Consider the following 23,216-nt stretch of genomic DNA (forward strand, 5'->3'; position numbering starts at 1 on the left):
GCGAAGGCCCGGGGACCCGCGGGCGATCGATGGAACCGGCGCGCATGTGGCGGCTTGAGCGCCATACGCGCGGACGGCCCACGCATCGCGCAGGCTATTTCGGAAACAGCTTGTCGCGAATGTAACGCGAGGTCGCCGTCAGTCTTATGCCGCGCGGTTTGCGCCACACCGCCTTGTCGATCTCGCGCTTGTCACCGATCTTCAGTTCGCCCGATGCCTTGCGCGCGATGAAGATCGCGTCGCTCATGCGCCCGGAGCTGCGCTTCTTCTTCTTCACTTCCTTCCAAAGCTTGAGCCGGCCAAGCTTGAGCTTGGGCAGCTCCTCCTTGATCTCACGGCGAAGGCATTGCTTGTCGCTCTCGCTGGCCCGCTTGCGGCCGCCGGGAAACATCCATCGCCTGTCGCGCCGTCGTCTGACCAGAAGGACGCGACCGCGCTTGGAGGCCACCAGCTTTGAGGACTTCGCCATCTCTGATCGAGAGTAACGCCCCTAAAAAACACCAAGAAATCACGACAGTTAAGCACGATTACGACGATTCGCAATTTGGCCGCTATCGATGTGTGGACGGTTGTGGGATTGAGCGGTCCTCGCCGAGAAGTGGCTTTCCGACGCAAAAGACGGCCCCGGACGCGCGGGGTGCGCCGGGGCCATTAACCGTTCTTCCGAAGCGGCGGCGTGCTCCGGAAAGAGCCGAGCGAACTTTAGGCCGTCGCTCGTCCGAGGTAACCACCCGCGGCGATCAGCACGAAAAGCTGGTGACGGCCGTTACGAAAAAACGCTCTTCAAAATATTATGCTCCTACCCGCAGCGAAGCCTGCGCCGCCGCCGCGGCCGGGTCTGCATCATATGTTATCCCGCAACATTAAATCTTTCCGTGGGTTGTGGGAGACGGAATACCAGTCTCCGCGCATGAGCGATGGTGAAGATCGCAGATCAATGAGATCCAAGGGGCGCCATCTCAGGCTGTCTCCGCGGAGGGAACTCCGCCTCCTCGCACGGCGTTTAACCTGTGCTGAGGGTTTGTGCGGGGATGAAGGACTTTTCGGACGCCGTTTTCTCTCCTGACGTCATTGAACTCATGACGGCTGCATTGCGGGCATCCGTTGCGAGCTTGCCGGAACCGGTGAGCTCGACGCATGTGACCTTGCTCGCCGAATCCATTTTGCGCGCGGCCAAGGCCGGCGAGCGCGATGTCGCCGTGCTGCAAAGGCTCGCGCTTCTGGAGCTGCAACTCGCGCCGCGATCGTAGCGTTGCGGCCCCGGGAAATGGCATCTCAAACTGCGGCCATGGTCGCCGGATCCGGCGCGGCGTGCCCGTTTGTGATGAGGAATTGCGGGATGTGGCCGAGGCTCGTCACGAGCGCGGCATCCACCCCCAGCGCCTTGCGCCAGTCGTGGCCCTCGGTGAGGATCACGCCGATGCCGACGACATCGGCGCCGGCTTGCCGGACAAGCCGCAGCGTCGCCGCGAGACTCGAGCCGGTCGCGACGACGTCATCGACCACCACGACCCGCCGTCCCTTCAGCAGTGGAACAGCCCGCCGATCGAGCAACAGCCGCTGCGAGCCCGCCGAGGTCACCGACGTGACGTGCTCGACCAGCGCATCGCCGAGATGAATCTTGGGCGACTTCTGGACGATGACGTACTGATCAAGCCCGAGGTGGCGCGAGACCTCGATGGCGACGGGAATCCCCAGCGTCGCGGCCCCGACGATGATATCCGGCCTGGTCGCCGCGAGCCGCGTCGCCAGCGCCTTGCCGATCCGCTCGCCGAAAGAGACGCCCATGTCGATCACCATCAGCAGCGAAATGGCGAGCTTGTCGTTGATCGCGACGATCGGAAGCTCGGTCGGCTCGCCCGCGATGTCGACCGTATAGTTCGCGGGTGTGAGTTTGTTCGCGCTCATGTCATCTCATCGGAAGGGTTGGAGGAAAGGCGGTCTGGATAGTGAGCCAGCCGATGTCGCGCCAGCTCGTGCGCGCGACTTTGGGATCGAAGCCATAGATCGATAGTGCCAGCGCAATCATCTCGGCCATGCGATAGGTCTGCACCATCAGCGGCACGCCGCGGCCGAGCGCGTAGACGATCCGTTTCGCGAGCGGCCCCCGATCAAGCTCGAGACCGCGTGCCCGCTGGGTCTCGCCGATGTTGCGGAACTCCTCGCGCATCAGCGGGATCATGCCGACGACGAGAACGAGCACGAGCGTGACGAACCCCGGCAGGCGGCGACGGCTGCAGGCGGCCAGCAACGAGCCCGCCGACGTGGTCTCGATGGCGATGAAGAAACTGCCGGTCGTTGCGATCAGGCGGAAGGCCATCCGCAGCGCGTCATCGATGGCGGTCGCGATCGGCACACCGTTCCAGACAAAGCTCAAGGTCCAGCTCAGCGTGACCAGGCCGCCGACCAGCGCCATCAGCTTCAGGTAGCCCGAGGTCTGCGGCAGGCGGCAGATGATCACGCCGAAAAGCGCGATCGCCGCGGCGAGCCCTGATGCGAGGGCGTTACCGGCGAGCCAGCCAAGCGATGACAGCAGAAGCGCGGCCACAAGCTTGACGAACGGATTGATACGATCAAGCGGATGCACGCTGCGCTCCTTCGATCGGGGAGATTTCGCCGCCCACCGGCCGCCGCCAGCCGCGGCGGGCGAACACATCCGATGACCATGCCGCTTGCGTCGGCCCGTCGAAGGCAAGCCGTCCCCCGTCCAGGATCAACACGCGATCACTGGCGCGGTCGACGAGCTGCAGATCGTGCGAAACCAGAAGCACCGCGCATCCGCGGCTGCGGCAACGTGCGAGAAAAGCGAGCACGCCGGCACGGGAGTCCCGATCACAGGCGATCAGCGGCTCGTCGAGGATGACGACCGAGGGCGATGTTGCCTCGATACAGACCAGTGCCAGCATGAGCTGCTCGCGTGCCGACAGCGTGAACGGCGACGCCTCGGCCCTGTCGGCGAGGCCGACGCCGCGGAGCAACTCGATTGCCCCGTCGCGATGGGCCGCTACCGCCTTGGCGCCCGTCTCGCCTCCGGACAGCGAGAAGACCACCTCCTCCACTAGCGACAGAAGAAAGAACATGCGCCGCAGGTTTTGCGCGACATAGCCGATCTCGCGCGCCCGCTGCGCGACGGTCCAGCCGGCGCTGTCCTTGCCCCCGATCTCGATCGATCCACTTGCGGCCGCCTCAAGCCCGAGCAGCGTGCGCATCAACGTGGTCTTGCCGGCGCCATTACTTCCGATCAGCCCGGCGACCTCGCCTCGTGCCAGCGCCAGGTCGACCGAGGAAAGCACGGGCGCCCCGTCCGGGCGGCGCAGCGTGCTCGACAACTGCTTGACGGTCAGCGCCGCGCCGGTGTGCTCCCGTTGCTGCATCGGGCGGGGCTCTTGCGGAGCGAAAGGCGGCTCGATGCCGGCCGCCACGTAGGGTATCGAGGCGCGGACCGCCGCCGACCATGGGAGGTCGTCGATGACACCGCCCTCCTTGAGGAACACCACGCGATCCGCGACGCCGTCGAACCAGCCGAGATCCTGCTCGGCGATCAGTATCGTCAGCTCCTGCTTTCGCAACTCACGCATGATAGCGACCATGCGCGCCCGCGCATCGGGATCGAGACCACTGGTCGGCTCGTCCAGGATCAGGACCTGCGGCTGCCACACCAGCGCCGAGGCGAGCGCCGCGATCCTGCGTTCGCCGCCGGACAAGGTGCGCACCTGACGGCCGATGAGACGCCCAATGTTCATCTGCTCGATTACGGCAGCCACGCGGGTGCGGATCTCCGCCTTTGGCACGCCGCGGTTCTCGAGCGGAAAGGCGATCAGGTCCTCGACGGAGAGATCCCACACCTGGTCCTCGACCGATTGCAGGACGACGCCGATGCGGCGAAACAGATCGGCAGTCCCGATCATCGCGATATCGGCGCCGCCGAGCGATACCCTGCCCTGCATGCGCTGCGGCCGGATCAACTTGGGAACGACGCCCGCCGCCACGGCAAGCAGGCTCGACTTGCCCGAGCCGCCCGCCCCCGTCACGATCGTGACGCTGCCTTGCTCCAGAGCGAGATCGATATTGGACAGCACGTGGGCGTCGGCGCGAAAGCCGACGCTCACCGCCTGCAAATTGAGCATTCCGATGGCTCCCCGGGTGGTCAGAACCGGTGCAGGCTTCCGCGGCTGAGGCCGGCCAGAAGCTTGGCGCCGGGGCGCACCAGGAGGGGCGTTCCGATCACCATCGGAACGATGTCCGACAGACCGATGTAGAGCATCGCATACCAGAACGGGAAAATGCCGAGGAAAGCAAGGCTCGCCGACACCGCCGCCACCATGATGACGCCGACCACCGCGCAGATCACGGCGATCTTCGCCAGCACCGGCATGGAGAGATCGAAACTGGTCTTGCGCAGATTGACCAGCAGCGGCGGCACGACACCGGTGAGCCCGACCATGATGCCATCCACGATCAGCGAGTGCGCCGGAATGAACGTGCCCGCCAGCAGCGACCATACGATCGTGCCGATATAGCCGCAGATGAAGCCGCTCTTCGGCCCGAGCAGGAGCCCGATCAAGGGCGGCAGGAATGCGAAGATGCGCCACTGGATGACGCCGGGCACGAGTTGAATTGGATTGGCGTAGGCCCACAACACGCCGGTCGCGACGCCGCACACGACGGCCAGGACGATCGGAAAGAACCCGACCGAGTCGGATTCGGTGTAAGTCATTTGCGAACTCATCTCATGCTCCGTCTGCCAGGAAATTTGACCATCTCGAAATTGTTCGGCGACTCGCGCTGCGACTTCTGCGCGAGAGTACCTCGCTCGATCGCAGAAATCCCGCTTCACCACAGATTTGCAGGCAAGTTCCGGGCCACGGACTGCGTAGATCGCGGGCAAGCGGATTCGCGTGGCCGCTCCAGCGCCACGCATGGAGCACAGGTGATGTGATCGCTTTCCTCGTCGAGGTGTTGCTTTGGCGCGAACGCCCTGGCGCATCCGCGACCGCGCTGCAGTTGCCGATCAGCTCAAGGCGGCTCCGTTCGGCATGACGGAAGCGCGGCAGTTCAGGAGGCGACGGTTGCCTTCGACCGCCGCCTCGTCACCGCGCTGATGAAGCCGTCGCGGGCATCCGAGTGGCCCTGGCCGCGCGGCTCCAGCACATGGCGCAACAGGAAGAGGCCGGTGAGCTGGAAGCCATCGAGCAGATCCTGATCGGACCAGGCATTTTGCCGGCTTTCATCCTCGCGCAGGAATGGCGGCAGGGGCAGCAGGCGGTCGCGCCAGGGCTCGCCGGCCGTGCGCGATACCGCACTGCCTGATTTCGGCGAGACGTAGACCAGATCGGTGATCTCCCCAGTCGCGGCACAAGTCTGCAGATCAAGTCCAAAGCCGAGCTCGGCGAGCATTGCGAGCTCAAAGCGCACGAGATGCACCGCCGCTTCGCCGGCGTCGTCGAAATCGTCGAGCGTCCGCTCCAGCATCTCGTAGATATCTTCGTGCGGATCGCGTTCCGGCAACAGCCGCGCCAGCGATGCCAGATGGGTGACCCCATAGACCGCATGGGACGACGCGAGCAGGCCGGCGGCGCGCAGCCGCGTCCCCTCTATCGCGTAAGTGCCGAGATGCTCATCGAGCCGCGCCCGCCATACCGCACGAACGCTGTTGCCCGGCTGCAGCCAGGGCCGCATTCGCGCGCTCGCCGCGCCTCGCACCAGGCCGAGGTGGCGGCCATGGGCGCGGGTCAAAAGCTCGACAATGGCCGATGCCTCGCCATGCCGGCGCACCCCGAGCACGATGCCTTCGTCGGTCCATTCCATGGTCAAAAGTGTATCACGTGGGGTGGGCTCAGCGAAGCAAGCACCCGTCGTTTCGGGGCGGCCCGAAGATCCGAACCCAGAATCTCGAGAGTCCGGGTTCGCCTTCGGCGCCCCGGAATGACGGCGGGAGGTCAGGCGTTGAACCAGCCCTTGGCGTCGCCGGTGAAAGAGAAATAGAGCCCGAACGCGGTCAGGACGCAGGACACGATCTCGATGCCGCTGTCCAGTTCCAGGCCGTTATCCCCGATGACCTGCACCAGTGACAGCACCGACAGCACAAGCGCCGCGGCCAGCACCCAGCGCGGCCAGTTCTTGCGGTGCCGGGCGGCCAGGTGGACGAAATAGAGCAAGAGCAGGATCATGGCGCCGCCAAGGATCGCGGCGGCCAGGATCATGGAATCCGTCATCTCCGCGGTCGGTGTGCGGTCCTCAAAAGCGAGCGACAGCGCGTCCAGCATCAGGGACGAATAGAGCAGCGCTTCGAACCACCGGACGTTATTCGGGACGTTCATCGGGATCGGCAAATTATTCCTTTGGGAACTCAAGTCCCATTTCCCGGTAACGGTCGGGATCATCGCCCCAGTTTTCGCGCACTTTGACGAACAAGAACAGGTGCACCGGCACGCCGAGGATCTCGGCGATCTCCTTGCGCGCTTCGGCGCCGATCGACTTGATGGTGGCGCCGCCCTTGCCCAGCACGATCTTGCGCTGCCCTTCCCGCTCCACAAAGATGGTCTGCTCGATGCGCACGGACTTGTCCTTGCGCTCTTTCCAGCTCTCGGTCTCGACGGTGGACTGATACGGCAACTCCTGATGGAGCTGCTGAAAGATCTTCTCCCGGGTGATTTCGGCCGCCAGATGCCGCAGCGGCGCGTCAGACATCTGATCCTCGGGATAAAGGAACGGCCCCGCCGGCACCATTTCGGCAAGCGCGTGGCGCAGGTCCGCGACGCCGCTGCCCGACAGCGCCGAGATCATGAAGGTCCTGGCAAAGGCCAGGCGGTCATTGGCCGCTTTCGCCAGCGCCAGCAGTTTTTCGCGCGGCACGAGGTCGATCTTGTTCAGCACCAGAATCTTGTCGTGCTCGACACCGGCGAGCCTGTTCAGGATGCCGTCGGCTTCCGCATCGATGCCGAGCTTGGCATCGAGCAAGACGCAGACGAGGTCGGCATCATGGGCGCCGCTCCATGCCGTCGACACCATGGCGCGATCGAGCCGACGCTTCGGCGAGAAGATACCAGGCGTATCGACCAGAATGATCTGCGACTGGCCTTCGATCACGATGCCCCGGATCAGGGCGCGCGTGGTCTGCACCTTGCGCGAGACGATGGTGACCTTGGAGCCGACGAGCGCGTTGACGAGAGTGGATTTGCCGACATTGGGCGCGCCGATCAGCGCGACAAAGCCGCAGCGCGTTGGCGCGGGCGGCGCGTCGGCGCGTGCCTCATCCGTCATTGCCGCCGCCGCTGACGCCTTCGCGCTCGATCATTACCGAGGCGGCGACCTTTTCCGCCGCACGCTTGCTGCCGCCGACCCCTTCGGCCGGCGCGAGTCCCGGCAGGTCCACCGCGACGCGGAACTGCGGATCGTGATGGGGTCCGGTGCGCTCGACCTCGCGATAAACCGGTGTCGGCAGGCCTTTGCCTTGCGCCCACTCCTGCAGCACCGTCTTGGGATCGCGCAGCGGACGCCGCGGCTTGTGCATCCGCTCGGTCCAGTTGCGCGTGACGAATTCGGCTGCCGCCGTGTAGCCGCCATCGAGATAGATCGCGCCGATCACGGCTTCGCAGACGTCGCCCAGCACCGATTTGCGCAAGCGCGCGCCGACGCTGGCGCCGACGGCGCCGAGCTTGATGTCCTCGGCCAGTCCAAGCGACTTTGCGACATCGGCGCAGCTCTCCTTGCGAACGAGCTCGGCGAGGCGCTTGGACAATTCGCCCTCATCCGCGTTGGGAAAGGCGCGATAAAGCATGTCCGAGACGATCAACCCCAGCACGTGGTCACCCAAGAACTCGAGCCGCTGATAGCTCTCGGTGCGCTTGCGCTGGGACTTCAGCGCGGAAACATGGGTGAAGGCGGTGATCAGCAGGTTGGGATCGGCAAAATTGTGCCCGATCCGCGCCTCGATTTCCGCATGCGCAGGCTTGGCAGCCGCCGCGGCCTTGGCGGCGCTGGCCTTGCTGCGCTTCTTCTTCGCTGGTCTGGCCTTGCGCCCGGGCTCAGGCTCCTGGCTCTGCTGGCCGGCAAGCGAACTGGTCTGGATGTCCGGTGTGTCGTCGTTCATCGCACGATTTTGAATAGGCGATTCCAACGCACCGCCCACGGCCAGCGCCAGAACATCCAGGCGTGCTCGCCTTCCGCAATGGAGAAGAAGATCATCTGGGCGCGCCCCACGATGTTTTCGAACGGCACATAGCCGACCGCCGACAGCACGCGGCTGTCGGTCGAATTATCGCGGTTGTCGCCCATCATGAAGAAATGGCCGGGCGGGACGGTGTAGACGTTGGTGTTGTCGTAAAAGCCGTTGTCGACGCAGTCGAGCGTCTCATAGCTCACCCCATTGGGCAGCGTCTCTTTCCAGCGCTTCACCCGTGCGGTCGCCTCCGAGCCGCACGGATCTTCGCCGATGAAATCACTCAGCCGCTCACGCTCGACCGGCTTGTCATTGATATAGAGCAGGCCCTCCTTCATCTGGATCCGGTCACCAGGAAGTCCGATCACGCGCTTGATGTAGTCGGTGGAGTCATCCTTGGGCAGACGAAACACCACGACGTCGCCGCGTTGAGGCTCCGAGCCGAAGATGCGCCCCGCGAACAAGGGCGGCGAGAGCGGCAGCGAATAGTGGCTGTAGCCGTAGGAAAATTTCGAGACGAACAGGTAGTCGCCGACCAGGAGCGTCGCCTTCATCGATCCCGAGGGGATGTTGAAGGGCTGAAACAGGAAGGTGCGAATCACGAGCGCAATCAGGAGCGCGTGGATGACGACGCGGATCGTCTCGCCAAGGCCGCTTTCAGTTTTGGTCGGAGATGTCACGCTCATCGTTTCCTGCTTCCTATTCCGCCGACCGCCCCGCGCGATGGCAGAACATCCCCACGCGAACGGCGTATGCCTCGCGCTTATCGAGGGAATTGGTCCTGATTCTGATAGTGAGAGCCAATTCCGGCGCAAACCCGAATTCGCCCGCATGGAGTATCGCGCGGCTGTTTTAGACCGTTGCGCCCGGGCGCGCAACAAACGGCCGCATCAAAACTTTCCAACCGTCTGAATTCACTGCTATTTTTAGTTTTCGCCCGCGACGGCCCCCACCGAGCCGCAGTCCGCTAGGATTCGTCCGAGCGGACTGCGGAAATGATGACGAAGGCCTGGGCCAACGGCCAATCATCGGTGATGGAGACGTCGATTCGCGCCTCAAAGCCCTCCGGCGTCAGGGCCTGCAGCCGCGCCAGTGCCCCGCCGGTCAACCGCATGGTCGGACGCCCGCCCGGCAGGTTGATGACGCCCATGTCGCGCCACCAGACGCCGCGCCTGATTCCCGTTCCCAATGCCTTGGAGCAGGCTTCCTTGGCGGCGAATCGCTTAGCATAGGTTGCAACCACCATCTTTTCGCTTTTGGCGCGACGGGCGGCCCTGGCGCGCTCCTCTTCCGTGAAGATCCGGTCCAGGAAGCGATCGCCATGCCGCTCGATCACCTTGGCGACGCGACGAATATCGATCAGGTCGGAGCCGATGCCGATGATCATAGGCTAGCGCCCTCTTTCCGAAGTTCGAGAACGATCGTGGAAGCCCCTTACACGAACTTCGGAAAGCAAAGGGCACTAGCAAACAATGAAATATTCTAGCGCCGCTTTTCGATTTGAAGTTCCTGGCGCGAACTCGCGGCCAGCTCTGCAGGAACTTCAAATCGGCGGCGCTAGCCTCCGGCCCCGGTCCATGGCCGCCCGCATGGTCCGCACGGTCTCGGCCAGTCCGACGAAAAGCGCCTCGCCGATCATGAAGTAGCCGATATTGAGCTCGGCAATTTCAGGCAGCGCCGAGATTTTCTCGGCGGTCTCATAATCCAGTCCATGACCGGCATGGACCTCAAGGCCGGCCGAGCGGGCAAGTGCCGCGCCGGCGACGATGCGCTGCCATTCCGCCTCGGCCTTGTCGCTGTGCCCATCGACCACGGCGTCGCACCATGCGCCGGTGTGGAGCTCGATCACGGGCGCGCGCAGCTTCGCCGCCGTCTCGATCTGCCGCGGATCCGCGGCGATGAACAGCGACACCCGGATGCCGGCATCGTTCAGGCGCGCGATGAAGGGGGCAAGCACATTGTGCTGGCCGACCACATCGAGGCCGCCTTCGGTCGTGAGTTCCTGCCGTCGTTCCGGCACCAGGCAGACGGCGTGCGGCTTGGTCGCAAGCGAGATCCGCATCATATCGTCGGTCGCCGCCATCTCGAAATTCAGCGGCTTTGATATCTCGGCCTTCAGCCGTGCCATGTCGGAATCGCGGATATGGCGGCGATCCTCGCGCAAATGCGCGGTGATGCCGTCGGCGCCCGCTTCGATCGCCAGCAACGCCGCCCGCACCGGATCAGGCCGCTCGCCGCCGCGCGCATTCCGTAAGGTCGCGACGTGATCGACATTGACGCCAAGGCGCAGCGGGGGAGCAGGCATGACCGGACTCGCTAAAATGAGAGCAACCTAACCATTCACGCGCTCGACCCGTGCGACCACGGCCTTGGCGCGCAACTGCGCGATGATAGCGCTGAGGTGCTTGAGGTCATAGACCTCGAGATCGATGGTCAGTTCCGTGAAATCGGGCGAGCGGCGAAACATGCTGATGTTGTCGATATTGCCGTCGTGCTCGGCGATTACGGTTGCGACCTGGGCGAGGCTGCCGGGCTCGTTGACGTTCTCGACCAGGATGCGCGCCGGAAAGCGCTGCGGCGTCGTTTCATCGACGTCCCAGCGCACGTCCAGCCAGCGCTCCGGCTCTTCCTCGAAATCCTTCAAGGCCGGCGACTGGATCGGATAGATCGTGATGCCCTCGCCCGGGGTCACGATGCCGACGATGCGATCGCCCGGCACCGCGCCGCCGTTCGGCGCGAATTTGACCGGCAGGTCGGAATTGATGCCGCGGATCGGGATCGCGTTGGGACTGCGGGCGGGGTCAGGCGGCGACTTGGCCACGGGGCTCTTCTTCGCGCCGTAGCGCGCAACCCTCTCCTCCTTGTAGTCCGGGTACATGGCCCGCGCGACGTTGGAGGCCTTCATCTCGCCGCGGCCGACGGCGGCCATCACATCCTCGATCGAGTTGCGAGCGAGCCTGGGCAATGCCCCCTTCAGCTTGTCGTCGGCGTATTCCAGCTTGGCGCGCTCGAACAGGCGCTCGACGATACGGCGGCCGAGCCCGGCGTACTGATCGCGCACCGCGGCGCGGGTGGCGCGCCGGATCGCGGCGCGTGCCTTGCCGGTCACGGCAAGGGACTCCCAGGCCGACGGCGGCGCCGATTGCGCTTCCGACGTCAGCACCTCCACCTCGTCGCCGTTCTGCAGCTCCGAGGACAGAGCCGAGAACTTGCCATTGATCTTGCAGCCGACCGCGCTGTTGCCGACGTCGGTGTGCACCGCATAGGCGAAGTCGATCACATTGGCATGCCGCGGCAATGCGATCAGCTTGCCCTTCGGCGTGAAGCAGAACACTTGGTCATGGAACAGCTCCAGCTTGGTGTGCTCTAGGAACTCTTCCGGGTTGGCGCCTTCGGAGAGGATCGCAATGGTACTGCGCAGCCAGGCAAAGGCATTGGATTCGCGCTTCAACAGTTCGGTCGGCGAGCCAACACCTTCCTTATAGAACACGTGCGCGGCGATACCGAACTCCGCTACGCGGTGCATTTCCTCGGTCCGGATCTGCAATTCGACGCGCTGGTTGCCGGGACCGATCACCGTGGTGTGGATCGAGCGGTAATCGTTCTGCTTCGGTGTCGAGATGTAATCCTTGAAACGACCCGGTACCACCGGCCAGGTGGTGTGCACGATGCCGAGCGCGCGGTAGCAGGATTCGACGTCGCCGACGATGACGCGGAAAGCGAAGATGTCGGACAGTTGCTCGAAGCCGACCGACTTGCGCTCCATCTTGGTCCAGATCGAAAACGGCTTCTTGCGCCGGCCATAGACCTGCGCGGTCAATCCGTTCTTGCGCAGATTCGTAGTGAGCTGGGTTTCGATCTCGCCGATCAGGTTGCGGTTGCGCTCCGCCAGAGAGTCGAGCCGCTGCTTGACCACGGCATGGGCTTCCGGATCGAGCGTGCGGAACGAGAGGTCTTCCAGCTCTTCCCGCATCTCCTGCATGCCCATGCGGCCTGCGAGCGGCGCGTAGATGTCGAGCGTCTCCTCGGCGATGCGCTGGCGCGATTCGGGGCGGACGAATTCCAGCGTGCGCATGTTGTGCAGGCGATCGGCGAGCTTGATCAGCAGCACGCGCACGTCGTCGGAGATCGCGAGCAGGAGCTTGCGCAGATTTTCCGCCTGCTTGGCCTCGCGCGACACGAGTTCCAGCCGCTTCAGCTTGGTCAGCCCCTCGACCAGCGCGCCGATCTCCGGGCCGAAGATCTGGTCGATCTCCGCCCGCGTCGCCTCGGTATCCTCGATGGTATCGTGCAGCAGCGCCGCCACGATCGTGGCGTCGTCGAGTTTGAGGTCGGTGAGAATCGCCGCGACTTCCAGCGGATGAGAGAAATAGGGGTCGCCCGAGGCGCGGGTCTGCGACCCGTGCGCCTTCATGGCGTAGACATAGGCGCGGTTGAGCAGGTCCTCGTTCGTATCGGGGTTGTAGGAGCGGACGCGCTCGACCAGGTCATATTGCCGCATCATGCGGACGCGGGACTTCGGCGGCTTCGCCGGCGCAGAGGGCGCCATCGCGACCTGCTCGGTCGCCGCCTGCATCTGGGGTGGGCCTTGGCGCCAATACGCCATCGAAAACCGCCTCTCACGCTTTCGCGGCCGCAATATGCGGCGTTGCTCAACTGCGGCCCAGTGTAACGCCAATGAGGCAGCCCGCCGATTAAATCGGGGACAGCCTAAGCGGACGTTTGTGGGCCGCGGGAAGACCCTAAGGTAACCACGAAAACGCCAACAAAAGCAAAGGCCCGGATCAGAATCCGGGCCCTAAAGATGTGGCGGCTGGAAAGGTCGGAAGCAAGCCTCGGCTTGGCGGCTTACTCGTCCTCTTCGGGCTGCTCCTCGGGCGGCGCCAAGCCCTCAAGTCCCTTCAAGAGCTCCTCTTCGGTCATGCGCTCGACCGCCACTTCGGTGTCGTCCGCATCGACGCTGGCGCCGGCCGAACCGATCAAGGGCACGGTATCGGGCTCGGGCTCGTCCACCTCGACGAACTTCTGCAGCGAGTGCACGAGCTCTTCGCGCAGGTCCTCCGGCGAAATGGTCGAATCAGCGATCTCCCGCAGCGAAACGACAGGGTTTTTGTCGTTATCGCGATCAACTGTAAGTTGTGAGCCGGAGGAAATCATACGGGCGCGATGTGCGGCCAGCAGGACGAGGTCGAACCGGTTGTCCACCTTGTCAATGCAGTCTTCTACGGTGACGCGCGCCATGGCCTGTCGCTCCGTTGGTTGGGGGTCAATAAATGTCGATTTGCCCGCTAGTTATAGAGCCGGGCGGCCTTTCGCAAGACTAATTTGTGATTTGGCCTCACGTGAACGCTCTGATAACCGATATGAGGGTGTGGGATCGAAAGCGGCACGTGGCGGTTTTGGACAAGAAAACGCTTTATTGCTTCGTCACAGTTATACCTTTATTGCCCCGCCCCTACCCGATTTGCGGTAATGTCCGAAAGACGATCCGGCCGGCGTCGGCAGTGCTTTGAAATGCGCGGTCCCTGCCGCCGCGCCAAGAACGGATACCAAACAACGCGAGTAAGCAACGAATGTCCTCTTCCTCAAACAAGATCGCGCTCTTTATCGACGGCGCCAATCTTTACGCGACGGCCAAGACGCTCGGTTTCGATATCGACTACAAGCGCCTCCTCAAGGAATTCCAAAGCCGCGGCAATCTCGTCCGCGCGTTCTACTACACCGCGATCATCGAAGATCAGGAGTATTCCTCGATCCGCCCCCTGATCGACTGGCTGGACTACAACGGTTACACGGTCGTGACCAAGGCGACCAAAGAGTTCATCGACGCCAGCGGCCGTCGCAAGGTCAAAGGCAACATGGACATCGAACTCGCCGTCGACGCGATGGAACTCGCCGAGCACATCGATCAGATGGTGCTGTTCTCCGGCGACGGTGACTTTCGGTCCCTGGTCGAGGCCGTGCAGCGCCGCGGCGTGCGCGTAACGGTGATCTCGACCATCTCGAGCCAGCCGCCGATGATTGCCGATGAGCTGCGCCGCCAGGCCGACGTCTTCACCGATCTCGTGGAGCTGCAGTCGAAACTCGGCCGCGATCCGTCCGAACGCCCCGCGCCGCGCGAGCCGCGTCATCATGCGCCGCAATTCCTGCAGCGCGCGACGACGATGGCGCCACGGGGCGGCGATGACGATTTCGACGATTGAGAAGCATGCGGCGGGGGCACCGACATCCTCCGCGCCGCTCGGCATCGAACCCGACCGCAACTGTCCGCTCTGCCCAAGGCTAGCCGCATTCCGCGCCGAGGCGCGGACGAAGCAACCCGGCTGGTTCAATGCACCGGTGCCCTCCTTCGGTGATCCCGCGGCCCGCCTGTTGGTGGTCGGACTAGCGCCGGGGTTGCAGGGCGCCAATCGCACCGGCCGCCCCTTCACCGGTGATTTTGCCGGCGACCTGCTCTATGCGACGCTGCTCGAGTATGGCTTTGCGCGCGGCCATTACGAGGCGCGGCCCGACGACGGACTCACGCTGGTCGATTGCCTCATCAGCAACGCGGTGCGCTGCGTGCCGCCGCAGAACAAGCCGCTGCCGGCAGAGATCAACACCTGCCGATCCTTTCTCGCCGCGACCATCGATCATCTGCCGCGGCTGCGCGCGATCGTCGCGCTCGGCCGCATCGCGCATGATTCCGTGGTGAAAGCACTGAAGCTGCGCAGTTCAGCGGCGCCATTCGCGCATGGCGCGGTCCATCAGGCCGGGCGGCTCAAGCTTTACGACAGCTATCATTGCTCCCGCTACAACACCAACACAGGCGTGCTGACGGCGGACATGTTTCGCAGCGTGTTTGCGAAGGTGAAGGCGGATATGGATTGACGCGCTGGGTGGACCACTCTTGCTGCGGGCCGAGCACCAATCTCAAACCGTCATCCTGAGACGCTCGCGCAGCGAGCCTCGAAGGATGAACGGCCCCGCTGCAGCCACTCGTGCGCGACGCAAAGGGATGAACGCCCTTGGGCATATACGTCTACATGCTCCGTTGCTCCGATGGCTCATTCTATGTTGAAAGCGCAACCGGAGAAGATCTGTCGCCACGTATCGATCAGCACAATGCAGGCGCCTATCCCGGCTACACATTCTCGCGTCGACCGGTCGTTCTCGTCTGGTCCGAGTATTTCGACCGCATCACGGACGGGATTGCCATCGAACGACAGATCAAGGCTGGAGTCGCACCAAAAAAAGAAGCGCTCATTCGTTCCGATTGGAAAGCCCTCAGTGTACTCGCCCGTCGTCGGGCTGGAGCGCCGAAAGCGAGTGAGTGAAGCAGCCGCGCCGTGCATCCTTCGAGGCTCGCTTCGCTCGCGCCTCAGGATGACGGGTCAAATGAGCGCCGCTGAAAGGATGGCCAGCGCTAAGCCTTATTCTCCTTCAACCACGCCAGCACTTCCGCGGCATTCTGGTCCGGCGGAAATACCGGATAGAACACGTGGGTGATGCGGGCGTCATCGATGATCAGCGTCAGCCGCTTGATCAGCGTCAGTCCCGCCACCTCCATCGTGGGCAGGCGCAGCGCCTTGGTCAGTTCAAGCTTCTCGTCCGACAGCACCGGAAACGGCAGATGCAGCCGCGAGGCCATCTCGGTCTGATAGGCGTTGTCCTGCGTGGACAGGCCGAACACATGGGCGGCACCCGCCGCCTTCAGCTCGGCGAACAAATCGCGGAAAGCGCAGGTCTGCGGCGTACAGCCGCGCGCCCCCGGGATCATGTCCCAGTCGTCGACCAGCGCGATCTTGCCGGGCTCGCCGGTGCGGGGATAAGCGAACACGACGCTGCGTCCGGAAAGCGCCGACAACGTCACCATGGTGTCGTCGGTCGCACGCAGGCCGATGGGCGGGATCGCCATGCCGGGCAGGTGCGCCGCGCCGCCATCGTCGCTCGGCGCGGGGATCTTGCTCCAATCGACTTCGAGAAGATTTCGCTGGTTCATGTCGTTTCCTCAACATCCTCGACGCCCGATCCTCATGGTGAGGAGGCGCTAGCGCCGTCTCGAACCATGAGGCCGCCGCTCGAGCCTCATCCTTCGAGACGCCCGCCGGCGGCGGGCTCCTCAGGATGAGGGCAATCATTACCCCCTTGCCCGCAACAGGCGGCCTTTCTCCCGACCCCAGTCTCGTTTCTTGAGAGTCTCGCGCTTGTCGTGCAGCTTCTTGCCCTTGGCGACGGCGAGCTGCAGCTTGGCGCGGCCGCGCTCGTTAAAGTAAAGCTTGAGCGGGATCAGCGTCATGCCTTCGCGATCCACCGCGCCGATCAATTTGTTGATCTGCTTGCGGTGCAACAACAGCTTGCGCGGCCGTTTCGGCTCATGGTTGAAGCGGTTGGCCTGCAGATATTCGGGAATGTTGGCGTTGATCAGCCAGATCTCGCCGCCCCTTGCATCGGCATAGGATTCCGCGATCGTGCTCTTGCCGCCGCGCATCGACTTCACTTCGGTACCGCTCAGCGCAATCCCGGCTTCCACCGTATCCTCGATCGCGTAGTTGAACCGCGCTTTCCGGTTTTCCGCGACCACCTTGATCGCACGTTCGTTTTTCTCGGCCACTTCAAGTCTTCTTCAACAGATCCCGGATTTCGGTCAGGAGCTCTACCTCGGGTGTCGGCTTCGCCGGCGCGGGAGCTGCTTCCTCATGGCGCCTCAACTTGTTCATGACGCGAACGACGAGGAACATCGCAAAGGCGACGATGAAGAAATTGATGGTGAGCGTCAGGAAATGCCCCCAAGCCAGTACCGCGCCTTGTTTTTTTGCTTCCGCAAGATCCCCCGCAGTGACCTTGCTCGACAGGGGCAGGAAATAGTTGGAGAAGTCGATCCCGCCGGTGACCGCGCCGACAACCGGCATGATGACGTCGGCAACCAGAGAGCTGACGATCGCTCCGAACGCCGCGCCGATAATGAGGCCGACCGCGAGGTCGACGACATTGCCTTTCATCGCGAATTCGCGGAATTCCTTCAGCACCTCCGCCTCCCTCCTCGTTGACCCGCGAAGAGCGTATCAATTGATCAAGCCGGCATGCACCATGGCGTTGCGCACGGCGATCCGGGTGGGTTCGGACACCGGCACCATCGGCAGGCGCAGCTTCTCCTCGATCTTGCCGAGCAGCGAGAGCGCATATTTCACCGGCGCCGGATTGCTTTCGATGAACAAGTTCATGTGCAGCGGCATCAGCTTGTCGTGAATCTTCAGCGCGGTGGCGTGATCGCCGCGCTGCCAGGCGACGTGAAACTCCGAGCAGAGCCTTGGCGCGACATTCGATGTCACGGAGATGCAGCCGTGACCGCCATGGGCCATATAACCGAGCACGGTCGCGTCTTCGCCCGAGAGCTGGTTGAAATCCTCGCCCATGGCTGCACGCTGTTGCGACACCCGCACCATGCTCGCGGTCGCGTCCTTGACGCCCGCGATGTTCTTGAGCTCGAACAGCCGCTTCATGGTATCAACCGACATGTCGATCACCGAGCGCGGCGGAATGTTGTAGATGATGATCGGAATCCCGATCGCATCGTTCATGGCCTTGAAGTGCTGGTAAAGACCCTCCTGCGTCGGCTTGTTGTAATAAGGTGTCACCACCAGCACGGCGTCTGCACCCGCTTGTTCGGCGTGTTCGCAGAGTTCGATGGCTTCCTTGGTCGAATTGGAACCGGCGCCGGCGATGACAGGCACCCGGCCCTTGGCCTCCGCGATGCACCACTCCACCACGCGCTTGTGCTCGTCATGGCTCAGCGTCGGGCTCTCGCCGGTGGTACCGACCGGGACCAGCCCGTGGGTGCCCTCGGAGATCTGCCAATTCACCAGCGAACGGAACGCCGCCTCGTCCACTGAGCCATTTTTGAACGGGGTCACGAGGGCGGTGAAGGAGCCCCGGAATTTTGTCTTGGCTGCCATGGAACTTCTCCAAAAACGCGGGCTGCGGCCGCTAGCATCTGGCTGAAAACTCCTTCTTATCGGGTCCGGCGACTGGGCGAAAGGGTCGCTTGCCCCCTCTCAGGTCCACCGTAGCCTCGCGGGAGCCTTCGGCCGCGATTTCGCCGCGGTGCGGGCGCACAAACCGGGCCTTCGGGGCGCGTTTTCCAGTTTTTTCCGAAATATTCAGACGAATACCGCTAACCCTTGGGCGACCAAATGATTCGCCGCGAAGGAATGCCGTGATCCCCTCTCCTCTCGCCGCCGTTTTGCGATCGACGGGCCTGCTTGCCTTGTCCTCGGTGCTGGCGATCGGCCTGACCATTTCGGTCGGGCTAACCGCCTATGCGGCAAACGAGCTGATCGGTCCCAAGGTTCCTCTGCCGAAGCCTCGCCCGATCGCACGCAATGCAGCATCCACGGCCCGCAACGCCGTACCCAAGGCCATTCCGGTCTCGGCGCACGCCTCCGCGTCCGTTCCCGCGACCGCGCCGAAGGTAACCGCAAGCATTTCCAGCCAGGCACCGCTGGCCACACCGCCGACGCGACAGCGTGCCGCAATGCCGGCGCTCGCCCCGCGCAAGCCGATCGTCCCGGCCGCGATCGCCGCGACCGCCTCGACCTCGCAAGGCGACCGCGACGCGCTGGAAAACGTCATCGAGCTCATTCGCAAGCACAACCCGACCGAGGCGACCCAGGTCGAGGCTTCGATCTCCGATCCCGTGGCGAAAAAGCTCGCCGAATGGATCATCCTGCGCAGCGACGACAATGGCGCGAGCGCCGAACGCTATCGTGCTTTCATCGAGGCCAATCCGAGCTGGCCATCGCAGACATTCCTGCGCCGGCGGCTGGAGGCCACGCTGTGGGACGACAAGCGCGAGGACTCCGCGGTGTGGTCGTGGTTCGAGAACGAATCGCCGCTGTCGGCCAAAGGCCGCTTTGCGCTAGCCAAGGTACTGCTGGCGCGGGGCGACCGCACCAATGCCGAGCGGCTGGTGCGCGAGGCCTGGCGCAACGACTCCATGGGTGAGGAAACCGAGAGCACCGCGCTCGACCTGTTCGGCGCGCTGCTTGCGCCGTCCGACCACAAGGCGCGCATGGACACGCTGCTCTATGGCAGCGAGCATGAGGCCGCGATGCGCGCAGCCAAGCGTCTGGGCTCCGGCTATGTCGCCTTGGCCAAGGCGCGGATCGCTGCCTACCGCAAGGCGCCCAATCTTCGCGCCCTGCTGGAAGCCGTTCCGTACGAGCTGCGCAGCGACACCGGCTATCTCTTCGCCAAGATCCAATTGCTGCGGCGTGAGGAAAAATTCGCGGAAGCCGCGCAGCTCATGGTGAACGCGCCGCGCGATCCGGCCCGCCTTTATAATCTCGACGAATGGTGGGTCGAGCGGCGCCTGCTCGCGCGCAAGATGATCGACGCCGGCGAATATCGCACCGCCTATGTGATCGCGCGCGATGCCGCGCTGCCGACCCGCGATATCTACAAGACCGAGCAGGAATTCACCGCGGGCTGGATCGCGCTGCGCTTCCTCAACGATCCCACGACCGCCGCCCAGCATTTTGCCCGGATCGGCGTCGGCAGCGTCAACCCGACCACGCTCGCGCGCGCCGGCTATTGGCAGGGCCGCGCGGCGGAAGCCGCCGGCCGGATGCAGGAGGCGCGCGCAGCCTACGCCTCCGCCGCCGAGCAATCGACGAGCTATTACGGGCAATTGGCCCGCGCCAAGCTCGGCCTGCCGCAGCTCGGCTTACGGTCGGCGCCGCGCAGCCGCAGCGCCGAACGGCTGGAGATCGTCCGCGCCGTGCAGTTGCTCTACGAGCTGGACGAACGCGAAATCGCGGTGCCGATCTTCGCAGACATGGGCGAGAACGGCGATCCCGAAGCACTGGTCGGACTCGGCGAGCTCGCGCATCGCTATAACGATGCGCGCGGCATGCTCCTGGTCGGCAAGGCCGCGCTCAATCGCGGGCTGCCGTTCGACTTCTATGCCTATCCCCTCAACGGCATTCCGCAGTACCGGGCGATCGGGCCGGAGGTCGAGCAGAGCGTCGTCTTCGCGATCGCGCGGCAGGAAAGCGCTTTCAATCAGGCCGTGGTGTCGCCGGCGCAGGCCTATGGCCTGATGCAGGTGACGCCCGATGCCGGCCAATATGTCTGCAAGCGCGCCGGCGTCGCCTTCGATCTCAGGCGGATGAAGAGCGATCCGGTCTACAACACGGCGCTCGGCGCCGCCGAGCTCGGCGGCCTGCTGGAGGATTATCGCGGCTCCTACATCATGGCCTTCGCGGCGTACAACGCCGGTCGCGGCAGCCTGAAGAAATGGATCGAGCGTTACGGCGATCCGCGCGATCCCAAAGTGGACGCGGTCGACTGGGTGGAGCTGATCCCCTTCTCCGAGACTCGCAACTATGTGCAGCGGGTGATGGAGAACCTGCAGGTCTACCGCGCCCGTTTCGGCGGCGGCACGCATCTGCAGATCGAGGCCGACTTGCATCGCGGTGCGATCGAATAGCGGCGCCGAGAAATCAAACGATTGCCGATGCACACGCTTCCTGGAGCGCGAACGAGCGACGCGTCACAGCGGCTGCCCACACAACTGCCTCATTGCTTTAGACCAATGTCACCGCGACACTCGAGGCAAAATGCCCTAGTATGGAGCCGGCAACTTGTGCGTGGAGGACTATATCGGCGCAGCTTTTGCATGAGCCCAATCGGGCTAGGACCAATCAAACTAGAAAAAAGACCAGAGACCACTCTGGCTATCTGGGGAGGATCGGGTGAACTTAGCAGACGTTCAGAACTTCTGGGCGAGAGCTCTCGGCGTGCGAGGGCCGCAATGGATGATCATTATGGCCTTGCATGAGCTCGAGCGGGGCAAGGCCGTTCCGGTCGCGGCGGTCGCCGAAATGCTTCACGTCGACGCTGCGTTCGTGACGACGCAATCGAGACTTCTCTGCAGGAGAGGCTTTGTTTGGCAGATCGAAGACGACGAGGTTGTCTTCCTCTCACTCACGGACAAGGCGCGCAAGCATTTGGCCGAGCTGACTTCGCGACAGATCTAGAGAGTAGCGTCATTACGAGCGCAAGCGAGGCAATCCAGTCCGCATCCGCGGAGAAAGTCTGCATTGCTTCGTCACTAGAGCCAGTCATCGGGCCGCGCTTTGCGCGGAGCCGTTGGCTTCTCGCAATGACGGCTTGGTCGAAGGCGCTCATCCTCCACAAGAGCTCCACAGGAGCGCGTGCTCTTTGCGAGAGCACGGACGCTCACATTTCGCATTGATCGACGCCGTCCTAAGCAAAAACCCGGCGGATGGGCATGCAGTGCGCTTGCCAAGATGTCGGCGGGCACTCCCTCACCCTGATCGAGATCCTGCAACGCGGCAATGATCATCCATTGCGGGCCACGGACGCCGAGAACCTGCGCCCCAGAATTTTCGAATCTCTTCCAAATGCATCGGCGGTTTTCCGAGCTAGGAGCGGTTCACAGCTTCATTGAATCGGAAGGGATTCCGGTTTTGGGGCGAATGTGATTCAAGATGCTGGCTGGGACTGGAGGCCAGCATCCGATGGTTCGACCAATTTCCAATGACCTGCGTAAGCGTGTTGTTGCGGCGGTTGCGAAGGGTGAGAGCTGTCGTTCGGTCGCAGCGAGGTTTGGCGTTGCGGTGTCGTCCGTGGTGAAGTGGTCGCAACGTTATCGCGCGACCGGCTCGGTAGCGCCCGGGAAGATGGGGGCCATCGCAAACCCGTCCTTGAGCCGCATCGCGCCTTCATCAAGGAACGGATCAGTCAGACGCCGCATGTGACGCTTCACGCCCTAAAGGACGAACTGGCGGCGCGCGGGATCAAGGTTTCCCACAATGCGGTTTGGCTGTTTCTGCGTCGCGAAGGGCTGCGGTTCAAAAAAACGCTGCTCGCCCTCGAGCGAGCTCGCTCCGACGTCGCGCGTAGACGCCAGCGCTGGCGTTCATGGCAGGCCAACCTCGATACCCGACGCCTGGTCTTTATCGACGAGACCTGGATTAAGACCAACATGGCCCCACTGCGCGGATGGGGGCCAAAAGGCGCGCGGGTGCGGAGCTTCACGCCACATGGCCACTGGCGCACCCTGACTTTTGTCGGCGCCTTGCGCTGCGACCGCCTCACCGCACCGTGCCTGTTCGACGGCCCAATCAACGGCGAATGCTTCCGCGCCTATGTCCAGCAGGTTCTCGTTCCGCAGCTTCAGCCCGGCGACATCGTCATCATGGACAATCTCGGCAGTCATAAGTCGGCGGTCCTGCGCCGCTTGATCAAAGCCGCCGGCGCGAGGCTCTGGTACCTGCCGCCATACTCCCCGACCTCAATCCGATCGAACAGGCCTTCGCCAAGATCAAGCACTGGATGCGCGCCGCCCAGAAGCGCACCATCGACGACATTTGCCGCCATATCGGCAGCCTCATCACAACCATCCAGCCCAACGAATGCAGCAACTACTTCGAAAACGCCGGATACGCTTCTATCAAAACGTGAAACGCTCTAAGACATTTCCAGTCTCACGCAAAAGGGCAATTCCAATACATTTTATCGCAGACCTGCCGGAGATCGTATTGGCGGCCCCGTCTTGGAGTAAGCCGAGAGCACGGCCCTCGGTTTCCTGCCGAGCTGTATTGGAATGCCCCGGAGGGGGGACGCCCTGGTCAGAAGTCACGCAGCACGCTGACGTTGAGCGTCCATCCGCGCACGGGTCTCAGCGGCCTCCGGAACCGGACAGAACAGATGAACTGCGCCGGCGCGTGCACGCGTCGTCAGGGGGGTGTTGCACAAATGGCACGCAATCAAGCCCTCCCACCCAAGTTATTGTTTTTTCTGAAGATTTCTGGCAGGAGTTTTCGACTGTCCGTTTGCCAGTTCGCGCTCGTTACCCAACCGCAGGCGTCCCGCACATTACAAACGGGACAGACCAAATCTGGCGCTTGCGGCGCAGGGCAGCGTCAGGCATATCGGCGCTGCCGGAGACGTGGCCGAGTGGCTGAAGGCGGCGGTTTGCTAAACCGTTATAGGGTTGTAAAGCCCTATCGAGGGTTCGAATCCCTCCGTCTCCGCCACCAGCTTGTTT

Annotated in this window: 24 protein-coding genes, 1 tRNA gene and 1 pseudogene; 8 read left to right on the top strand and 18 right to left on the bottom strand. The window is 63.4% G+C overall.

Annotated elements, in window-relative coordinates; genetic code table 11:
* Positions 1–94 precede the first annotated feature (94 nt).
* Positions 95–469 carry an NUDIX hydrolase gene (locus P6U23_RS23045; protein WP_024512680.1) on the bottom strand — a complete coding sequence of 125 codons (375 nt, stop codon included), beginning with the start codon at positions 467–469 and terminating at the stop codon, positions 95–97.
* Positions 470–1,031: 562 nt separating this feature from the next.
* On the opposite strand from P6U23_RS23045, the gene P6U23_RS23050 reads away from it, so the two are divergent.
* Positions 1,032–1,250, top strand: a complete 219-nt coding sequence (locus P6U23_RS23050; RefSeq protein WP_407174868.1) for a hypothetical protein — start codon at positions 1,032–1,034, stop codon at positions 1,248–1,250.
* Between the two features lie 25 nt (positions 1,251–1,275).
* Here the strand turns inward: P6U23_RS23050 and P6U23_RS23055 are convergent, their stop codons facing one another.
* From P6U23_RS23055 to rpoZ, 13 genes are all read right to left on the bottom strand, one after another.
* On the bottom strand, positions 1,276–1,908 hold the full coding sequence (locus P6U23_RS23055; protein WP_407174869.1) for a phosphoribosyltransferase family protein: 633 nt from the start codon (positions 1,906–1,908) through the stop codon (positions 1,276–1,278).
* Position 1,909: 1 nt separating this feature from the next.
* The gene (locus tag P6U23_RS23060) at positions 1,910–2,587 is read right to left on the bottom strand and encodes an energy-coupling factor transporter transmembrane component T family protein (protein WP_407174870.1); all 678 of its coding nucleotides are present in this window, start codon (positions 2,585–2,587) and stop codon (positions 1,910–1,912) included.
* On the bottom strand, positions 2,574–4,127 hold the full coding sequence (locus tag P6U23_RS23065; protein WP_407174871.1) for an ABC transporter ATP-binding protein: 1,554 nt from the start codon (positions 4,125–4,127) through the stop codon (positions 2,574–2,576). Before P6U23_RS23065 ends, P6U23_RS23060 begins: the two co-directional genes overlap by 14 nt.
* Before the next feature lie 20 nt (positions 4,128–4,147).
* Positions 4,148–4,729: an aminotriazole resistance protein gene (locus tag P6U23_RS23070; RefSeq protein WP_407174872.1), complete on the bottom strand. Its 582-nt coding sequence runs from the start codon at positions 4,727–4,729 to the stop codon at positions 4,148–4,150.
* 326 nt (positions 4,730–5,055) lie between these two features.
* A complete protein-coding gene (gene recO, locus P6U23_RS23075; RefSeq protein ID WP_407174873.1) occupies positions 5,056–5,808 on the bottom strand; it encodes a DNA repair protein RecO in 753 nt (250 codons plus the stop codon).
* 131 nt (positions 5,809–5,939) lie between these two features.
* A complete protein-coding gene (locus P6U23_RS23080) occupies positions 5,940–6,320 on the bottom strand; it encodes a hypothetical protein (protein WP_407181548.1) in 381 nt (126 codons plus the stop codon).
* Between the two features lie 13 nt (positions 6,321–6,333).
* The gene (gene era, locus P6U23_RS23085; protein ID WP_407174874.1) at positions 6,334–7,263 is read right to left on the bottom strand and encodes a GTPase Era; all 930 of its coding nucleotides are present in this window, start codon (positions 7,261–7,263) and stop codon (positions 6,334–6,336) included.
* Positions 7,253–8,092 (bottom strand): ribonuclease III, encoded by an 840-nt coding sequence (gene rnc, locus P6U23_RS23090; RefSeq protein ID WP_407174875.1) that lies wholly within the window; start codon positions 8,090–8,092, stop codon positions 7,253–7,255. Before rnc ends, era begins: the two co-directional genes overlap by 11 nt.
* Complete coding sequence (lepB, locus tag P6U23_RS23095; protein WP_407174876.1) at positions 8,089–8,847, bottom strand: signal peptidase I; 759 nt, start codon at positions 8,845–8,847, stop codon at positions 8,089–8,091. The genes rnc and lepB overlap by 4 nt, the downstream gene beginning before the upstream one ends.
* A gap of 281 nt (positions 8,848–9,128) precedes the next feature.
* A complete protein-coding gene (gene acpS / locus P6U23_RS23100; RefSeq protein WP_407174877.1) occupies positions 9,129–9,548 on the bottom strand; it encodes a holo-ACP synthase in 420 nt (139 codons plus the stop codon).
* Between the two features lie 156 nt (positions 9,549–9,704).
* Positions 9,705–10,466 (bottom strand): pyridoxine 5'-phosphate synthase, encoded by a 762-nt coding sequence (locus P6U23_RS23105; protein ID WP_407174878.1) that lies wholly within the window; start codon positions 10,464–10,466, stop codon positions 9,705–9,707.
* Between the two features lie 27 nt (positions 10,467–10,493).
* Positions 10,494–12,767 carry a RelA/SpoT family protein gene (locus P6U23_RS23110; protein WP_407174879.1) on the bottom strand — a complete coding sequence of 758 codons (2,274 nt, stop codon included), beginning with the start codon at positions 12,765–12,767 and terminating at the stop codon, positions 10,494–10,496.
* A 242-nt stretch (positions 12,768–13,009) separates the two neighbouring features.
* On the bottom strand, positions 13,010–13,402 hold the full coding sequence (gene rpoZ / locus P6U23_RS23115; protein ID WP_024512695.1) for a DNA-directed RNA polymerase subunit omega: 393 nt from the start codon (positions 13,400–13,402) through the stop codon (positions 13,010–13,012).
* Between the two features lie 332 nt (positions 13,403–13,734).
* Here rpoZ and P6U23_RS23120 point away from each other — a divergent pair, with 332 nt between their 5' ends.
* From P6U23_RS23120 to P6U23_RS23130, 3 genes are all read left to right on the top strand, one after another.
* Positions 13,735–14,364: an NYN domain-containing protein gene (locus tag P6U23_RS23120; protein WP_024512696.1), complete on the top strand. Its 630-nt coding sequence runs from the start codon at positions 13,735–13,737 to the stop codon at positions 14,362–14,364.
* Positions 14,345–15,031: a uracil-DNA glycosylase gene (locus tag P6U23_RS23125; RefSeq protein ID WP_407174880.1), complete on the top strand. Its 687-nt coding sequence runs from the start codon at positions 14,345–14,347 to the stop codon at positions 15,029–15,031. The genes P6U23_RS23120 and P6U23_RS23125 overlap by 20 nt, the downstream gene beginning before the upstream one ends.
* A 137-nt stretch (positions 15,032–15,168) precedes the next feature.
* On the top strand, positions 15,169–15,477 hold the full coding sequence (locus tag P6U23_RS23130; RefSeq protein ID WP_407174881.1) for a GIY-YIG nuclease family protein: 309 nt from the start codon (positions 15,169–15,171) through the stop codon (positions 15,475–15,477).
* Between the two features lie 89 nt (positions 15,478–15,566).
* Here P6U23_RS23130 and P6U23_RS23135 read toward each other — a convergent pair whose 3' ends face one another.
* The 4 genes from P6U23_RS23135 to dapA all read right to left on the bottom strand — a co-directional run bounded on the left by P6U23_RS23135 (position 15,567) and on the right by dapA (position 18,096).
* Complete coding sequence (locus P6U23_RS23135; protein ID WP_407174882.1) at positions 15,567–16,142, bottom strand: peroxiredoxin; 576 nt, start codon at positions 16,140–16,142, stop codon at positions 15,567–15,569.
* A gap of 138 nt (positions 16,143–16,280) precedes the next feature.
* Positions 16,281–16,754: an SsrA-binding protein SmpB gene (gene smpB / locus P6U23_RS23140; protein WP_024512440.1), complete on the bottom strand. Its 474-nt coding sequence runs from the start codon at positions 16,752–16,754 to the stop codon at positions 16,281–16,283.
* A gap of 1 nt (position 16,755) precedes the next feature.
* A complete protein-coding gene (mscL, locus tag P6U23_RS23145; protein ID WP_407174883.1) occupies positions 16,756–17,169 on the bottom strand; it encodes a large conductance mechanosensitive channel protein MscL in 414 nt (137 codons plus the stop codon).
* Between the two features lie 36 nt (positions 17,170–17,205).
* Complete coding sequence (dapA, locus tag P6U23_RS23150) at positions 17,206–18,096, bottom strand: 4-hydroxy-tetrahydrodipicolinate synthase (protein WP_407174884.1); 891 nt, start codon at positions 18,094–18,096, stop codon at positions 17,206–17,208.
* A gap of 260 nt (positions 18,097–18,356) precedes the next feature.
* On the opposite strand from dapA, the gene P6U23_RS23155 reads away from it, so the two are divergent.
* The 4 genes and pseudogenes from P6U23_RS23155 to P6U23_RS23170 all read left to right on the top strand — a co-directional run bounded on the left by P6U23_RS23155 (position 18,357) and on the right by P6U23_RS23170 (position 23,205).
* A complete protein-coding gene (locus tag P6U23_RS23155) occupies positions 18,357–20,630 on the top strand; it encodes a transglycosylase SLT domain-containing protein (protein WP_407174885.1) in 2,274 nt (757 codons plus the stop codon).
* Positions 20,631–20,895: 265 nt separating this feature from the next.
* The gene (locus tag P6U23_RS23160; protein ID WP_407174886.1) at positions 20,896–21,180 is read left to right on the top strand and encodes a hypothetical protein; all 285 of its coding nucleotides are present in this window, start codon (positions 20,896–20,898) and stop codon (positions 21,178–21,180) included.
* 504 nt (positions 21,181–21,684) lie between these two features.
* A pseudogene (locus P6U23_RS23165) lies at positions 21,685–22,630 on the top strand (IS630 family transposase).
* Between the two features lie 481 nt (positions 22,631–23,111).
* Positions 23,112–23,205, top strand: a tRNA-Ser gene (locus tag P6U23_RS23170).
* Positions 23,206–23,216: the final 11 nt, after the last annotated feature.

This window comes from Bradyrhizobium sp. STM 3562 (assembly GCF_045571435.1).
Lineage (GTDB): Bacteria > Pseudomonadota > Alphaproteobacteria > Rhizobiales > Xanthobacteraceae > Bradyrhizobium.

Coding starts and splice junctions, on each gene's coding strand:
- P6U23_RS23070 (WP_407174872.1), bottom strand. CDS start 4,729: ATGAGTTCGCAAATGACTTACACCGAATCCGACTCGGTCGGGTTCTTT.
- P6U23_RS23050 (WP_407174868.1), top strand. CDS start 1,032: ATGAAGGACTTTTCGGACGCCGTTTTCTCTCCTGACGTCATTGAACTC.
- rpoZ (WP_024512695.1), bottom strand. CDS start 13,402: ATGGCGCGCGTCACCGTAGAAGACTGCATTGACAAGGTGGACAACCGG.
- rnc (WP_407174875.1), bottom strand. CDS start 8,092: ATGAACGACGACACACCGGACATCCAGACCAGTTCGCTTGCCGGCCAG.
- P6U23_RS23110 (WP_407174879.1), bottom strand. CDS start 12,767: ATGGCGTATTGGCGCCAAGGCCCACCCCAGATGCAGGCGGCGACCGAG.
- acpS (WP_407174877.1), bottom strand. CDS start 9,548: ATGATCATCGGCATCGGCTCCGACCTGATCGATATTCGTCGCGTCGCC.
- P6U23_RS23080 (WP_407181548.1), bottom strand. CDS start 6,320: ATGAACGTCCCGAATAACGTCCGGTGGTTCGAAGCGCTGCTCTATTCG.
- era (WP_407174874.1), bottom strand. CDS start 7,263: ATGACGGATGAGGCACGCGCCGACGCGCCGCCCGCGCCAACGCGCTGC.
- P6U23_RS23055 (WP_407174869.1), bottom strand. CDS start 1,908: ATGAGCGCGAACAAACTCACACCCGCGAACTATACGGTCGACATCGCG.
- P6U23_RS23125 (WP_407174880.1), top strand. CDS start 14,345: ATGACGATTTCGACGATTGAGAAGCATGCGGCGGGGGCACCGACATCC.
- P6U23_RS23105 (WP_407174878.1), bottom strand. CDS start 10,466: ATGCCTGCTCCCCCGCTGCGCCTTGGCGTCAATGTCGATCACGTCGCG.
- P6U23_RS23120 (WP_024512696.1), top strand. CDS start 13,735: ATGTCCTCTTCCTCAAACAAGATCGCGCTCTTTATCGACGGCGCCAAT.
- dapA (WP_407174884.1), bottom strand. CDS start 18,096: ATGGCAGCCAAGACAAAATTCCGGGGCTCCTTCACCGCCCTCGTGACC.
- P6U23_RS23135 (WP_407174882.1), bottom strand. CDS start 16,142: ATGAACCAGCGAAATCTTCTCGAAGTCGATTGGAGCAAGATCCCCGCG.
- P6U23_RS23065 (WP_407174871.1), bottom strand. CDS start 4,127: ATGCTCAATTTGCAGGCGGTGAGCGTCGGCTTTCGCGCCGACGCCCAC.
- P6U23_RS23045 (WP_024512680.1), bottom strand. CDS start 469: ATGGCGAAGTCCTCAAAGCTGGTGGCCTCCAAGCGCGGTCGCGTCCTT.
- recO (WP_407174873.1), bottom strand. CDS start 5,808: ATGGAATGGACCGACGAAGGCATCGTGCTCGGGGTGCGCCGGCATGGC.
- lepB (WP_407174876.1), bottom strand. CDS start 8,847: ATGAGCGTGACATCTCCGACCAAAACTGAAAGCGGCCTTGGCGAGACG.